This is a genomic window from Phenylobacterium sp., assembly GCF_031360265.1.
Classification (GTDB): domain Bacteria; phylum Pseudomonadota; class Alphaproteobacteria; order Caulobacterales; family Caulobacteraceae; genus Phenylobacterium.
Window position 1 is genome coordinate 1 of sequence record NZ_JANMBF010000179.1, and the last position, 14,358, is coordinate 14,358.

14 protein-coding genes are annotated in these 14,358 nt (G+C 68.9%); 12 read left to right on the plus strand and 2 right to left on the minus strand.

Going from position 1 to position 14,358, the window contains the following annotated elements:
* A partial coding sequence (gene carB, locus RMN86_RS16350) for a carbamoyl-phosphate synthase large subunit (protein ID WP_309606922.1) occupies nt 1-2,423 on the minus strand: 2,423 nt, incomplete at its 3' end.
* Between the two features lie 222 nt (nt 2,424-2,645).
* On the opposite strand from carB, the gene RMN86_RS16355 reads away from it, so the two are divergent.
* Complete coding sequence (locus RMN86_RS16355) at nt 2,646-3,005, plus strand: GxxExxY protein (RefSeq protein WP_309606923.1); 360 nt, start codon at nt 2,646-2,648, stop codon at nt 3,003-3,005.
* 73 nt (nt 3,006-3,078) lie between these two features.
* Nucleotides 3,079-4,290: a cytochrome P450 gene (locus tag RMN86_RS16360; RefSeq protein ID WP_309606924.1), complete on the plus strand. Its 1,212-nt coding sequence runs from the start codon at nt 3,079-3,081 to the stop codon at nt 4,288-4,290.
* Here the strand turns inward: RMN86_RS16360 and RMN86_RS16365 are convergent.
* Complete coding sequence (locus RMN86_RS16365) at nt 4,287-5,381, minus strand: YeiH family protein (protein ID WP_309606925.1); 1,095 nt, start codon at nt 5,379-5,381, stop codon at nt 4,287-4,289. The genes RMN86_RS16360 and RMN86_RS16365 overlap by 4 nt on opposite strands.
* A 68-nt stretch (nt 5,382-5,449) precedes the next feature.
* Between RMN86_RS16365 and RMN86_RS16370 the strand changes: the two genes are divergently transcribed.
* The 10 genes from RMN86_RS16370 to RMN86_RS16415 all read left to right on the plus strand — a co-directional run.
* Nucleotides 5,450-6,076 (plus strand): GNAT family protein, encoded by a 627-nt coding sequence (locus RMN86_RS16370; RefSeq protein WP_309606926.1) that lies wholly within the window; start codon nt 5,450-5,452, stop codon nt 6,074-6,076.
* On the plus strand, nt 6,073-6,408 hold the full coding sequence (locus RMN86_RS16375; RefSeq protein ID WP_309606927.1) for a hypothetical protein: 336 nt from the start codon (nt 6,073-6,075) through the stop codon (nt 6,406-6,408). The genes RMN86_RS16370 and RMN86_RS16375 overlap by 4 nt, the downstream gene beginning before the upstream one ends.
* A gap of 87 nt (nt 6,409-6,495) precedes the next feature.
* Nucleotides 6,496-7,206: an SDR family NAD(P)-dependent oxidoreductase gene (locus RMN86_RS16380; protein ID WP_309606928.1), complete on the plus strand. Its 711-nt coding sequence runs from the start codon at nt 6,496-6,498 to the stop codon at nt 7,204-7,206.
* Entirely contained in the window at nt 7,206-7,901 is a 696-nt protein-coding gene (locus RMN86_RS16385; protein WP_309606929.1) for an MBL fold metallo-hydrolase, read from the plus strand. The genes RMN86_RS16380 and RMN86_RS16385 overlap by 1 nt, the downstream gene beginning before the upstream one ends.
* Nucleotides 7,898-8,923 (plus strand): ketoacyl-ACP synthase III, encoded by a 1,026-nt coding sequence (locus RMN86_RS16390; protein ID WP_309606930.1) that lies wholly within the window; start codon nt 7,898-7,900, stop codon nt 8,921-8,923. Before RMN86_RS16385 ends, RMN86_RS16390 begins: the two co-directional genes overlap by 4 nt.
* Before the next feature lie 3 nt (nt 8,924-8,926).
* On the plus strand, nt 8,927-10,123 hold the full coding sequence (locus tag RMN86_RS16395; protein ID WP_309606931.1) for an SDR family oxidoreductase: 1,197 nt from the start codon (nt 8,927-8,929) through the stop codon (nt 10,121-10,123).
* Nucleotides 10,120-11,904: an HAD-IIIC family phosphatase gene (locus tag RMN86_RS16400; RefSeq protein ID WP_309606932.1), complete on the plus strand. Its 1,785-nt coding sequence runs from the start codon at nt 10,120-10,122 to the stop codon at nt 11,902-11,904. Before RMN86_RS16395 ends, RMN86_RS16400 begins: the two co-directional genes overlap by 4 nt.
* The gene (locus RMN86_RS16405; RefSeq protein WP_309606933.1) at nt 11,897-12,133 is read left to right on the plus strand and encodes an acyl carrier protein; all 237 of its coding nucleotides are present in this window, start codon (nt 11,897-11,899) and stop codon (nt 12,131-12,133) included. Before RMN86_RS16400 ends, RMN86_RS16405 begins: the two co-directional genes overlap by 8 nt.
* A 2-nt stretch (nt 12,134-12,135) precedes the next feature.
* A complete protein-coding gene (locus RMN86_RS16410) occupies nt 12,136-13,476 on the plus strand; it encodes a long-chain fatty acid--CoA ligase (RefSeq protein ID WP_309606934.1) in 1,341 nt (446 codons plus the stop codon).
* On the plus strand, nt 13,469-14,358 hold an 890-nt coding region (locus tag RMN86_RS16415; protein WP_309606935.1), incomplete at its 3' end, for a tetratricopeptide repeat protein. The genes RMN86_RS16410 and RMN86_RS16415, both read left to right, overlap by 8 nt.

A 14,358-nucleotide genomic window follows, 5' to 3' on the forward strand; every position in this document is an offset into this window, starting at 1 on the left:
ATGGAACAGGCTGAGTCGCCCGAATGCACCCCGGCCTCTTCGATGTGTTCCATCACCCCGGCGACGAACACCGCGCCCTGCGCATCGCAAAGCGCATCGACATCCACCTCGGTGGCGCGGCTGAGGTACTGGTCGATCAACACCGGTGAGTCGCCCGACACCTGCACGGCGGTGCGGATGTAGCGATCGAGCTGCTCGTCGTCTCGGACGATCTCCATGGCCCGGCCGCCCAGCACATAGGACGGCCGGATCACCACCGGATAGCCGACCTGATGGGCGCCGGCGAAAGCCTCGTCGCGGCTGCGGGCGATGGCGTTTATCGGCTGGGCGATGTCGAGCTTGTGCAGCAGCTGCTGGAACCGCTCGCGGTCCTCGGCCAGGTCGATGGCGTCGGGTGAGGTCCCCAGGATCGGAATCCCCGCGTCCTCCAGCGGCTGGGCCAGTTTCAGCGGCGTCTGGCCGCCGAACTGCACGATGACGCCCAGCAGGGTCCCGTTCGACTGTTCGACATGAATAAGCTCGAGCACGTCCTCCGCCGTGAGCGGCTCGAAATACAGCCGGTCGGAGGTGTCGTAGTCGGTCGACACCGTCTCGGGATTGCAGTTGACCATGATCGACTCCACGCCGATCTCGGCCAGCGCGAAGGCGGCGTGGCAGCAGCAGTAGTCGAACTCGATCCCCTGGCCGATCCGGTTGGGCCCGCCGCCCAGGATGATCGCCTTCCTGGCCGCCGTGGGCTCGCTCTCGCAGTCGGGCGCCTGGCCGAGCGCGCCGGTCTCATAGGTCGAATACATGTAGGGCGTCTCGGCCCGGAACTCGCCGGCGCAGGTGTCGATGCGCTTGTAGACTGGCCGCACGCCCAGCGCGCGCCGCGTCTCGCGCACCCGGGCTTCCGTCCCGCCGGTGAGGATCGCCAGCCGCGCGTCGGAGAACCCCTGGCTCTTCAGCGCGCGCATCGCCTGCGCCGTGGCGGGCAGGCCTTGGGCGCGGACGCCAGCCTCCTCGGCGACCAGTTCCTCGATCTGGCGCAGGAACCAGGGCTCGTAGGAACAGGCCGCGTGGATGTCCTCCACCGACAGCCCATGACGGAAGGCCTGGGCGATCACCCGCAGGCGGTCGGGCGTCGGCTGACCCAGGGCGCGGACCACCGCGGCATGGCCCATCTCCGGATTGCCGGCGTTCTCGATCTCCACCTCATCGAGACCGCAAAGACCGGTCTCCAGGCCGCGCAGGGCCTTCTGCAGGCTCTCCTTGAAGGTGCGGCCGATGGCCATCACCTCGCCCACCGACTTCATCGAAGTGGTCAGGTGCGGCTCGGCGCCGGGGTATTTCTCAAAGGCGAAGCGCGGGATCTTGGTGACCACATAGTCGATGGAGGGTTCGAACGAAGCTGGCGTCGCGCCGGTGATGTCGTTCATCAGTTCGTCGAGCGTGTAGCCGACGGCCAGCCGGGCCGCGACCTTGGCGATGGGAAACCCCGTGGCCTTCGACGCCAGGGCCGAGGAGCGGCTGACCCTGGGGTTCATCTCGATGACCACCATCCGGCCGTCGGCCGGGTTGACCGCGAACTGCACGTTCGACCCGCCAGTCTCGACCCCGATCTCGCGCAGCACGGCGATCGAGGCCCTGCGCATCCACTGGTATTCCTTGTCGGTCAGCGTCAGCGCCGGGGCGACGGTGATCGAGTCGCCGGTGTGGACCCCCATCGGGTCGATGTTCTCGATGGAGCAGACGATGATGCAGTTGTCCGCCTTGTCGCGGACCACCTCCATTTCGTACTCCTTCCATCCCAGAACGCTTTCCTCGATCAGCACCTCGGTGGTGGGCGACAGGTCCAGGCCGCGCTCGACGATTTCGCGGAACTCCTCGATGTTGTAGGCGATGCCGCCGCCGGTGCCGGCGAGCGTGAAACTGGGCCGCACGATCGCCGGCAGGCCCACGAATTCCAACCCCTCCAGCGCCTCGTCGAGCGTGTGGGCGGCCTTGGACTTGGGGCTTTCCAGGCCGATGGCGTCCATGGCGTTGCGGAACTTCTGGCGGTCCTCAGCCTTGTCGATGACCTCGGCCCGGGCCCCGATCATCTCGACGCCGTACTTGGCGAGCACGCCGGAGGCGTCGAGCGCCAGGGCCGTGTTCAGCGCCGTCTGGCCGCCCATGGTCGGCAGCAGGGCGTCGGGGCGCTCCTTGGCGATGATCTTCTCGACCATCTCCGGCGTGATCGGCTCGATGTAGGTGGCGTCGGCGACGTCCGGATCGGTCATGATCGTCGCCGGGTTGGAATTGACCAGCACGATCCGGTAGCCCTCGGCCCGGAGCGCCTTGCAGGCCTGCACGCCGGAATAGTCGAATTCGCACGCCTGGCCGATGATGATCGGCCCGGCGCCAATGATCAGGATCGAGGAGATGTCGGTCCGCTTGGGCATTCGGTCTCGCGCGCGGAGGCTCGCGCGTTTTCCACGCGAAGCCCGGCCAGTTCTGCAGGTTAAGCCGCCCGTTTAGAGAGGGAGTCGGTGGGACGCAAGCGGGCGTGTCCCGCACCGTCGGACCCTTCAAAGAGGAACCGCGGAAAACACGGAAAGAGCGCGGAAAGAGAGTATATATGTTCTTGTATTGTTCTATTGCGGCGTTCCCGCTCGGCTGACGCTATGGACGGCGCGCCTATCGACGGACTTCCATATCAGGATGAGGCGTTCCAAATCCGTGGGGCGGCATTCGAGGTCTATCGCGCCATGGGCGCGGGGTTCTCGGAGGCTGTCCATCAGGAGTGCCTGGAAGGCGAGTTTGCGCGGCGCGGCGTCCTGTTCGAAACACATCGCCCCCTTGGCCTGACCTATCGGGGTAAGCCGTTGCGCCAGACCTACGTGGCGGACTTCGTGCATTGTGATCCGATCACCGTGGAGTTGAAGGCGGCCCGCAGGTCTGCAAAGCAAATGGGCCGGTGCGGACACCGGCCCATTGGCCGCGACTTGGCGGGGTTTCACCCCCGCCTATCTGGTCACGCCTAGCGGGCGGGGCTTGCCTGCCGCATCGTAAGCCGGCGCCGAGTGTGCGCCGCCGACGCCCCGCGGAGACCCGCCCATGAAGATCGACCTGCTGTCGCCCGTAAGCTTCGCCGACGGCCAGCCGCACGATCAGTATCGCTGGCTGCGCGAGCACGCCCCCGTGCGCTGGCATGACGAGCCGGGCGGGCGCGGCTTCTGGGCGGTCACCCGGCACGCCGACGTCTGGGCGGTGGACCGCGACTTCCAGGCGTTCTCGTCGGAGCCGACCATCATGATCCCCGATCCGCCGCCCCAGGTTGCGGGGGAGGGCCAGGGCCAGGGGTTCGGGCCCTACAAGATGATGCTGATGATGGACCCGCCGGAACACACCGCCTTCCGCAAGCTGATCCGCCAGGAGTTCACCCTGCCGGCCGCGCGCCTGCGCGGCGATCGCATCCAGGCCCTGGCCCGCCAGATCGTCGACGCGGTGATCGGGAAGGGCGAATGCGATTTCGTCGCCGAGGTGGCGGGCGAGATGCCGTCCTTCGTGATCGCCGAGCTGATGGGCCTGCCGCTGGAGGACGGGCGCGAACTCTACAAGCTCACCGAGACCATCCACACGGCGCCGGAAGCCTTGCCGCCGGGGGCGGGCGGGGCGGCGGTGGCGGCGATGTTCGAGTATGGCGGCCGGGTGATCGCCGAGAAGCGGGCGCGGCCGGGCGATGACCTGGCGTCCAAGCTCTTGGCCTGCGAGGTCGATGGCCGGCGGCTGGAGGATATGGAGTTCCTGCTGTTCTTCCTGCTGCTGGTCGACGCCGGCGGCGACACGACCCGCAACCTCTTGTCCGGTGGGCTGCTCGCCCTGATGGAGAACCCCGACCAGATGGCCTGGCTGATGGCCGACCTGCCGGGGCGACTGGCGAACGCGCGCGAGGAACTGCTGCGCTGGACCAGCCCGGTGATCTACATGCGCCGCACCGCCCGCAAGGACGTCGAGTTGGCCGGCCAACAGATCCGCGAGGGCGACAAGGTGGTGATGTATTTCGGCGCCGCCAACCGCGATCCCGCCGCCTTCGACCGGCCGGAGACCCTGGACCTGTCGCGGCCGGAGAACCCGCACATCGCCTTCGGCACCGGCCCGCACGGGTGCCTTGGCCAGCACATCGCCCGCATCGAGATCGACGCCATGCTGATGGAAGTGCTGACGCGGATGGACGACTTCGCCCTGGCCGCGCCCCCGGAGTGGCTGGCGTCCAACTTCATCTCCGGCCCCAAGGCCATGCCGCTGCGGTTCCGGGCGCGGAACTAGGTCAGCCACTCGACCACGGCCAGGACCAGGCCGCCGATCCACAGGGTTTCCAGACCCATCACCGCCACCGGCCGCCAGCCCGCGGCGATCAGCGCCTTGAAGGTGGTCTTCATGCCCAATGCGGCGATGGCCACCACCAGGCACCAGCGGGAGATCTCGCCGGCCGCGTCCACCGCGGGCCTGGGCAGCAGGTGCAGGCTGTTCAGCGCCACCAGCGCGGCGAAGCCGAAAAGGAACAGCGGCATAGGCACCCGGGCGCCCGACTGGCCGGCCCGGCCGCGCGACAGCACCAGGGCGATGGTCAGCACCACCGGCAGCAGCATCGCCACCCGCAGCAGCTTCACATATGTGGCCACGTCGCCGGTCTGCGGAGAGATCATGTAGCCCGCGCCCACCACCTGGGCGACGTCGTGGATGGTGCCGCCGCGGAACAGGCCGGCGCGCTGATGGTCCAGGCCGATGGCTGTGACCAGCATCGGGTAGAGGATCATGGCGATGGTCGAGAGCGTGGTGACCACCACCACCGCCAGGATCACATCGCGCTCGCTCTCCTTGGTCTTCGGCAGCACCGAGGCGATGGCCAGGGCCGCCGAGGCGCCGCAGATCCCCACAGAACCGCCGGAGAGGACGCCGAAGCTGCGGCTGAGCCCGAGCATCCTAGCCAGCAGCAAGCCCACCAGGAGGGTCGTTGTGACGCCGGCCACCACCATGGCGATCGGCACGGGACCCAGCGCGATGATCTGCTCGACGGTGATCCGCGCGCCCAGCAGCGCCACGCCGGTGCGCAGGATGGCCTTGGACGCGAACTCGATGCCGGCGACGCAACGGCCCTCCTCGTGCAGGAAATGGAAGGTCATGCCGAACAGCAGCGCAAACAGCATGACCGGGGCGTTGTAGTGCTGCGACAGCCACGAGGCGGCCAGCGCGATGGTCAGCGCCACCAGCACGCCGGGGTAGACCGAGCGGGCGAAGGCCTCGAGGCTGAGCGGCCGGCGGCGCACCGGACCGGTGACCGGCAGGCCCTCCATGCCCTCGAAGGACTGGAACATCTCGTGGGCCGATGCGGCGTCGGTATCGATGTCCCGGACCATGCAGCCTTCCCGCCATTCCTTCGGTCCCACGCTGGCCCGTTTCGCGATTCCACGCCATAGCTGGGGGCATGACCGACACGCCCGCCGCGACCCCGGCCTTCGACCCTGCCGCCAGCCTGACGGGCGAGTTCGTGGTCCTGCGGCCGCTGGCGCCGAGCGATGCGGCGATCACCCACGGATGGCGGCATGGCGCGCGCGCCCGATATCTCAACGCCGCGGCCCCCACCGTCGAGGATCAGGCGCGCTGGATCGCCGCGCGACCGGCCAGCGAGGTCAACTATATCATCGCGCTGAACGGCGGGCCGGCCATAGGCATGCTGTCGCTGGTCAACATAGACTTCGGCAACCGCCGGGCTGAGTCGGCGCGGTTCCTGATCGGCGACGAGGCGTCCGCGCAGGGGACGCCTGCGGCGGTGGAGGCGATGCTGCTGCTCTACGACCTGGCCTTCGAGCGGCTGGGGCTGGAGCGGGTCTATGGGGTGATCGAGGACCGCAACCAGCTGATGGTCAAATGGCAGAAATACCTTGGCATGAAGGAGGAGGGGCGGCTGCGCCGGCACTTCTTCATGGACGGCGAATTCCATGACGCCATCGCGCTTGGCCTGCTGGCCGACGAATACCGCGCCGTGGCGCTGCCGCGGATGCGCGGCCTGATGAAGCTGGGCCGCGCGCGCGCCGCGGGGCCGAAAGCGTGAGCGACGCGGTGGCGCTCCGCGAGGCGGCCCTGCGTGAGGCGGCTATGGGCATCGTGCTCGACGCGCTGGAGAGCCTGAACCAGGAACTGGACCTAAGCGACCGGGTGGCGGTCGGTCCGACCACGCCGCTGTTCGGCGCCGACGCGACGATGGATTCCCTGTCCTTGGTCTCGGTGATCGTCGACGTGGAGACCGCGCTCACCTTGAAATACGACGCGCCGATCAGCCTGACCGACGACCGCGCCATGAGCCGGGAAATCTCGCCCTTCGACGACGTCGCCACGCTCACCGACTATATCGTCGAGTTGATCTCGGAAATCGCGCCGGCCTGAGCCGACGTTCGCGCGGCGTTAACCCTGTTGGCGCCCTTAGCGGCTTAAATCCCGGAGATTCTGGGAATCACGCCGGCTCAAGCGCGCATGGACCTCTATTCTGGAAAGACCGCCCTGGTCACCGGCGCCACGCGGGGCGTGGGCCGGATCATCGCCGAGCATTTCCTGGCGCAGGGCGCGTCGGTGATCGGTTTTGCCCGCGGCGAGGCCAGACTGACCGGCCCGGCCTATCATCACGTCCAGGTCGACCTGGCCGACCCTCTGGCGATCCAGAAGGCGTTCCTGGGGCTGCACAAGCAAGTCACCAGCCTGGAGATCGTGGTCAACAACGCCGCCGTGCTGACCTCGCAGTACGCCATGATCATGCCGCCGGCCGCGGCCCAGGCGATGGTCAACGTCAACCTGCTGGCGCCGTTCATCGTCTCGCGCGAGGCGGCGAAGTTCATGCGCAAGACCAAGTGGGGCCGGATCATCAACATCGGCTCGATGGCGGTCAGCCTGGAGCCCATGGGCGACTCCGTCTACGCGGCGACCAAGGCTGGCCTCTCGACGCTGGCCAACGTCATGGCCAAGGAGTTCGGGCCGATGAACGTCACCTGCAACACGCTCGGCATCACCGCCATCGAGAGCGACATGCTGGCGCAACTGCCCCGCGACAAGATCGAGGCGATCATTTCCGGCCTGCCGGTTCCACGGTTCGCGACGCCGGCCGACATTCTCAACGTGGTGGACTTCTTCGCCTCCGAAGCCAGCGGCTATGTCACCGCCCAGACGGTGTTTCTCGGCGGCGTGAACTGATGCTGGCCAGAGCCTACCCCGCGCCGCTATCCGGGGCTCCCGAGCGCGTCGGCGACGGGGTGTGGAAGGTCACCGGCGGGGGGTTTCCCTCCAACGCCTATATCTGCGCGACCGAGACCCCGGGCGAGGCGTTCATCGTCGATCCGGGTCTCGATCCCCTGCGCATCGACCGGGCGGCCCAGGGCCTGAGCCTGACCCCGCGCCAGGTGTTCTGCACCCACGGCCATTTCGACCACATCGGCGGGGCGAGCCACTTCCAGCAGGCCTATGGCGCGCCGGTCTTCCTGCACCCGGCCGACCTGAAGACCATGAAGACCAGCAACTTCCTGCTGATGGTGCTGAAGCTCGAACAGCGGATCGTCCTGCCCGAGGTCACCCCGGTCGATCCGGGCGCGACGAGTCAGGGCGGCCAGCCGCTCCGCTACCTGCCGGTCCCCGGCCATACGCCGGGCAGCTGCTTCATCCGCTTCGGGCGCCAGATGTTCACCGGCGACAGCCTCTACGCCAAGGGCGTCGGCCTGTCGGACCTGCCGGGCGAGAACCACGGCCTGCTGCGCAAGAGCCTGCTGGCGCTCTGGGACCAGATCCCGGGCGACACGCTCATCCATCCCGGCCACGGCCCCTCGGCGCGGTTCGAGGAGATCGCGACGGGCAACCGGGCGCTGCTGGCGTTTCTGGGCGAGGTCGCGTCATGAGCCTGCGCGCCGGGTCGGGGGTCTGCATCGCCGGCGTCGGCCATCACCTGGCCGGCGTGGTCGAGGACAATGAAACGCTCTGCCGCAACCTCGAGGTCACGCCCGCGTGGATCCTGGAGAAGACCGGCATCAAGCGCCGCTACCTGGCCGCGCCGGATGACACCGCGTCCGCCTTTGCGGTGCAGGCGGCCACACGCGCCATGGCGGGCGCGGGGATCGCCGCCGACCAGATCGACATGATCGTCGCCTGCACCTTCTCGGCCGACTACACCTTCCCGCCGCTGTCGGCGAAGATCCACAAGGAGCTGGGCGTCCGGGGCGGCCAGATTTTCGACCTGCAGGCCAATTGCGCGGGCTTTGTCTCCGGCCTGACCGCGGCCAGCGACCGGATGGCGGCCGACCCCTCGGTGCGCCATGCCCTGGTGGTCGGCGTGGAGCTGAACAGCCGCTACATCGACCGCGGCGACGCCGACAGCGTGATCTACCATTCCGACGGGGCCGGCGCCGCGGTGCTGAGCCGCGGCGCGGCCGGGTCCGGCATCGTCGCCTCGGCCTTCCACACCGACAGCTCGAACTATGAGGCGGTGCGGGTGCGTGGCGGTGGATCGAGCTTTCCGGCGATGGGCCGCGCAGGCCCCGCCGACAGCGACGTCATGGAACTGAACGGACTGGCGACCTGGAAGCAGGCGATCACCCACCTGCCGGCGGTGGTGAAGGCGGCGCTGGGCAAGGCGGACGGCGAGCTTTCCGACGTCGATTTCTTCGTCTTCCACCAGGCCAACTACAACCTGATCGACTACATCGTGCGCAAGATGGGCGCCGACCTGTCGCGCACCTACACCAACGTCCAGGAAATCGGTAACACCGGCGCGGCGTCGGTGGCCATTGCGCTGAGCGAAGCGGTGGAGCGTGACCTGATCCAGCCCGGCGCGACGGTGGTGCTGGCGGCTGTCGGCGCGGGGTTCAACTTCGGCGCCAGCGTCTGGCGCTGGGCGCCGGCGGGCGCCGGACGGGGTGGCTAGGGCATGTTCTCCGACTTCGACGCCATCAAGGTTGGCGACGCCCGCACCCTGACCCGGACCATCGGCGAGGCCGACGTGCGCCGCTTCGTCGAGATGACCGGGGACGACAATCCCCTGCATGTCGACCGCGCCTACGCCGAGGCCACCAGCTTCAAGGACATCGTCGTCCACGGGATGCTGGGGGCGTCGTTCATCTCCACGGTGATCGGCACCCAGTTGCCGGGGCCGGGCGCACTCTGGGTGGCCCAGAGCCTGGAGTTCCTGCTGCCGGTGCGCCTTGGCGACACGCTTCAGGTCAGCTGCACGGTGACCGCCCGGCACGCGCGCGACCGCTTGCTCGAACTCGACACGACGATCATAAACCAGGCCGGCCAGACCGTGCTCAGCGGGACCGGCAAGGTCAAGGTGCTGGAGCCCCGCGCGGCCCAGCCCGGAGCCGCCGATCCGGGTCGGCGGCGCGTGGCCCTGGTCACCGGCGGCGGCGGCGGCATCGGCCGGGCGATCTGTCAGCGGCTGGCGGCCGACGGGATGGAGGTGGTGGTCGCCTGGCATGGCCGGGCGGACCGGGCCGACGCCGTGGTCGCCGCCATCCAGGCGCTGGACGGCCCGGCGCGGGCGGTGGCGATCCAGGCCGACCTCGCCACGGCTGACGGAGCGGCAAGCCTGGCGCGGGCCGCGGCCCAGGCGTTCGGACCCGTGGACGTGCTGGTCAACAACGCCTCGCCGGCGATCGGCGCCAAGGCTTTCGCCGACCTGCGATGGGACCATGTGCAGGCCCATCTCGACGTGCAGGTGAAGGCCGCGGTCCTGCTGGCCCAGGCCTGCCTGCCCGCCATGATCGAGCGGCGGTATGGTCGGATCGTCAACATCACCTCGCAGGTTACGGAGGGCGCGCCGACCCCCACCTGGACCGCCTACGCCATGGCCAAGTCGGCGCTGGCGACCTTCTCGCGCTATCTCGCCGCCGAGGTCGGTCCCAGCGGCGTCACCGTCAATTGCGTGGCGCCCGGCATGACCGAGACCGCGCTGATCGGCGACATCCCCGAGAAGGCCCAGCTGATCGCCGCGCGGCAGACGCCCATGCGCCGGCTCGCCGCACCGACCGACATCGCCTCGGCCGTCGCGCATCTGGCCTCGGCGGAGGCCGGCTTCATCACCGGCCACACCCTCAGCGTCAACGGCGGCATGGTGATGCGGTGAACGGACCGGTCGTCCCCGGGATGGTCCGCGATCCCCTGGCCGATCCCGGCGCCTCGCTGGCGCAGGTGATGGCCGCGGTAACCGCCGCCGAGGCGCGTTCCGACCCGATCGCCACGGCGCATATCGGCGTCAGCGCCGGGGCGAGCGTGGACATGCTGGGGCTCTATCTGCGCCGTCACGCGCTGCTGGCGGGCGTGCGCCTGAGCGTCAGCCAGGGAAATTTCGACGACCCGCTGGGCGACCTGGCGCGGTTCGCTGAGGCCCGCTGCGACCACCTGTTGTTGGCGCCGTTCCTCGACGCCCTGGAGCCGGCGTTCGAGGCGCGCGCCGCGATGCTGTCCGACGCCGAGCTTGAGGCCCGCGAGGCCGACCTGCGCGCCCGCTGGCGGCTGGTGCTGCGCGGCGCCGGCGGCTTCCGGACGGTGTTCCTCTGCGGCCTGCATCGGATCAGCGCCCCGGTGGCCGGCGGGGACCGGCTTGACGCGGTGATCTCTCGGCTGAACCAAGCCTTGCGTGAGGAAGCAGCGGCCTTCGCCAACGTCCGCTGGATCGACCTGGCGGGACTGGTCGCCGACCTGGGACGCCGCGCGGCTTTCGACCTGCGTTTCTACCTGCGCAACACCGCCCCCTACGCCCCGCCGCTGCTGGACGAATGGGCCCGACAGGTCACCGCCGTGTCGCGGGCCTATGGGACGCGGTTCCCGAAGGCCCTGGTGCTGGACTGTGACAACACGCTCTGGGGCGGCATTCTGGGCGAGGATCTGGCGAGCGGCATCCGGCTCAGCCCCGACAGCTATCCCGGCAATGTCTTCCACCGCGCCCAGACAGAGTTCCTGGCGCTGCAACGGCGCGGCGTGCTGCTCTGCCTCTGCAGCAAGAACGACGCGGATGAAGTCGCCACGGTGCTGGCCAGCCATCCGGACATGGTGCTGCGACCGCCCGACATCATCGCCAGCCAGGTCAACTGGTCGGACAAGGTCGAAAACCTGCGCCAGCTCGCCCAGGACCTGAACATCGGCCTCGACAGCCTTGTGTTCCTGGATGACTCCGCTTTCGAGTGCGAGGCGGTGCGCAGCCAGACGCCGCAGGTGACCGTGTTCCAGGTTCCCGCAAGCCCGCCCGACTACCTCGCCGTGATCGCCGCGATCAAGGACCTGTTCCTGGCCGGCGGGGTGATGACCGACGGCGCCGACAAGACCGCCCAGTACCGCCAGCGCGCCGAGGCTCTCGCCGAACAACAGGCGTTCGCCACCCACGAGGACTATCTTGCCTCGCTTGGCCTGACCGTCACCCTGGCGCGGGATGACGCCGCCAGGAGCACGCGCATCGCCGAGCTGAGCCAGAAATCCAACCAGTTCAACCTGACCACGATCCGCTATACGGACGGTGAGATCGAGGGGCTGATGGCCGATCCGGCCGTGGCCGTCTGGTCGCTGGAGGTCGCCGACCGCTTCGGACCGGCCGGCCTGACGGGGGTTGTTGTGGTTCGCCATGCGGGCGCGACGGCCAGCATCGAGAGCCTGTTCATGAGCTGCCGGGTGCTGGGACGCGGCGTCGAGTTCGCTATCTGGCCGGCGATCCTTGGCGAGGCCGCCGCGCGGGGCTGTACGCGGGTGCGGGCCAGCTACTGGCCGACGGCCAAGAACGCTCAGGCCGCCGACTTCTACGATCGGGCGGGCCTGGCCCTGGTCAGCGACGCCGGAGGGGTGCGGTCCTACGCCGCCGCGCTGGCGACCTTCGCCGCCCCGCCAAGCCCGTGGATCGAGGTGCTGAATGCTTGACGAAGCCGCGCTGAAGCAGGTGATGGCCATCGTCTTGGGGGTGTCCGTGGACGCCATCGGCCCGGACGCCAGCGCCGACACGATTCCCAGCTGGGATTCCTTGCACCACATGAATCTGGTGCTGGCGCTGGAGCAGACCTTTGGCGTGGTGATCCCCGACGAGGACGCGGCCGACATCACCTCCTACGCCTTGATCAAGGTCGTCCTGCAAGAGCAGTTGGGGCGTTAGCGATGCAGTGGCTGCTCGACCGCTTCGCCACCGCGCCGGACCAGGCGGCCTTTGTCCACGAGGGCGAGACCGTCGCCTATGGCCAGGCGGTCGAGATCATCAACGGCTTCAGCGACACCCTGGCGCGCGAGGGCGTGCGGGCGGGCGAAAAGGTCGCGGTCCTGGCCGACTATGCGCCGGCCGTGGTCTGCCTGATCCTGGCCCTGGCGCAAGCCGGCGCCATCGTAATCCCGTTGAGCCGCGCCGCCGTCGTTGAGGAGGACGGCGCGCTGGCGATCTCCGGCTGCGACTGGTTCGTGGAATTCGATCCCGAAGGCCGCCAGGCCGCGTTCAAACGCCGCCGGATCGTCGTTGACCATGCCCTTGTCAGCGAGCTGGTGGCGGCCGGGCGTCCGGGCCTGATCCTGTTTTCGTCGGGGTCCAGCGGCGCGCCCAAGGCGATCCTCCACGACTTCGACCGGATCGCCGACAAGTTCCGCAAGGCGCGGACCGCCACCCGCGCCATTCCGTTCCTGATGATCGATCACTTCGGGGGCGTGAACACCGTGCTGGGCATCACCAGCAGCCTGGGAACCGTGGTGACGGTGGCCGACCGCTCGGTGGCCGCAGTCTGCGAGGCCATCGCCCGCAACCGGGTGGAACTGCTGCCCGCGACGCCCTCGTTCCTGACCCTGATGCTGGCCTCGGGCCTGCACCGCAAGCTCGATCTCAGCTCGCTGAAGCGGATCACCTACGGCACCGAGGTGATGGCGCAATCCACCCTCGACCGGCTGCGGGCGGCCTTTCCCGGCGTCGAGCTGCAGCAGACCTATGGCCTGTCCGAAGTCGGCGTCCTGCGCTCCCAGTCGCGGCCGGACGGGTCGCTGTGGGTGCGGGTCGGCGGCGAGGGTTTCGAAACCCGCGTAGTCGATGATGTGCTGTGGATCCGGTCGCAATACGCCATGCTGGGCTATCTCAACGCCCCGTCCAATTTCGACGCTGACGGCTGGTTCAACACCCAGGACCGGGTCGAGGTGGAGGGCGACTACATCAAGATCCTCGGCCGGGTCAGCGACATCATCAATGTCGGCGGCCAGAAGGTCTATCCGGCCGAGGTCGAGGACGTGATCCTGGGCCTGGACAATATCCTCGACGTCGCGGTGATCGGCGAGGCCCACGCGCTGCTGGGCCAGATCGTGGTGGCCAAGGTCGCACTGCAGACCCCCGAGCCGGCGGACGATCTGAAACGCCGTATCCGGCTGGCGTGCCGCGCCAGCCTGGCGGCCTACAAGGCGCCGGCCAAGGTGCTGATCAGCCAGGAGTCCTTCCACACCGCCCGCCAGAAGAAGATCCGCCGTGCCTGAGCCCGCGCCGCCCCAGTCCGCGCCACCCGAGTTCGCTGTCTCGCTGCTGGGTCACGAGACCGCCGAGATGATGTCCGCCGGCGCGGCCTGCCTGGCGAACGGCGCCCATGCCGACGCCGAGGCGCTGTTCCGGAGCGCGGTGATCAAGCGCCCGTGGGACCCGGAGACCCGCTACCAGCTGGCCGCCGCCCAGATCGCCGCCGGAAAGCACGATGACGCCCTGCGCTCGCTGGCCGAGGCCCGGGACCAGCATGCCCGGCTGATCCTGGCGGCCCATGCGCCCGAGGCCCTGGCGCTTGACGCCGACCCCCAGCGCCTGCTGGACCTGGCGGAGGGCTTCTACGGCCGCAACCAGATGGCCACCGCCACCGGCCTCTACCAGCGGCTGATCGACGCCAATCCGGACGTGGCGTCGTTGCGCCTGCGGCTGGGCTTGGCGCTGCAGCACCAGGGCCGCATTGAGGAAGCGATCGCCGCCTTCGAATCGCTGGAACGGCGCTGGCCGCACCCGCAGCACCATTCGTTCCTGCACTATGCGCTGGCCTTTCAGCGAGCGACGCCCGACGCCATGTATCAAGAGGGGATGAGGTATTGGGAAGCCCACGCCAAGGGCCTTCCCAAGGGCCGCCGGCGGCTGACCCGGGCCGATGGCAAGCTGCGGATCGGCTACTTCGCGCCGCTCTTCAACCAGCACCAGCTGACCAAGTTCTTCGCGCCGGTGATGGAGCATCACGACAAGGACCGGTTCAGCCTGGCCTGCTATTCCGGCGCGCCGGCGAACGATGCGGTCGGCCAGGCGATCCAGGCCCGCTGCGATGTCTGGCGCGACGTCTCCGGACTCGACGACGCCGCCTTCGCCCTGCAGGTCGGCGCCGACGAAGT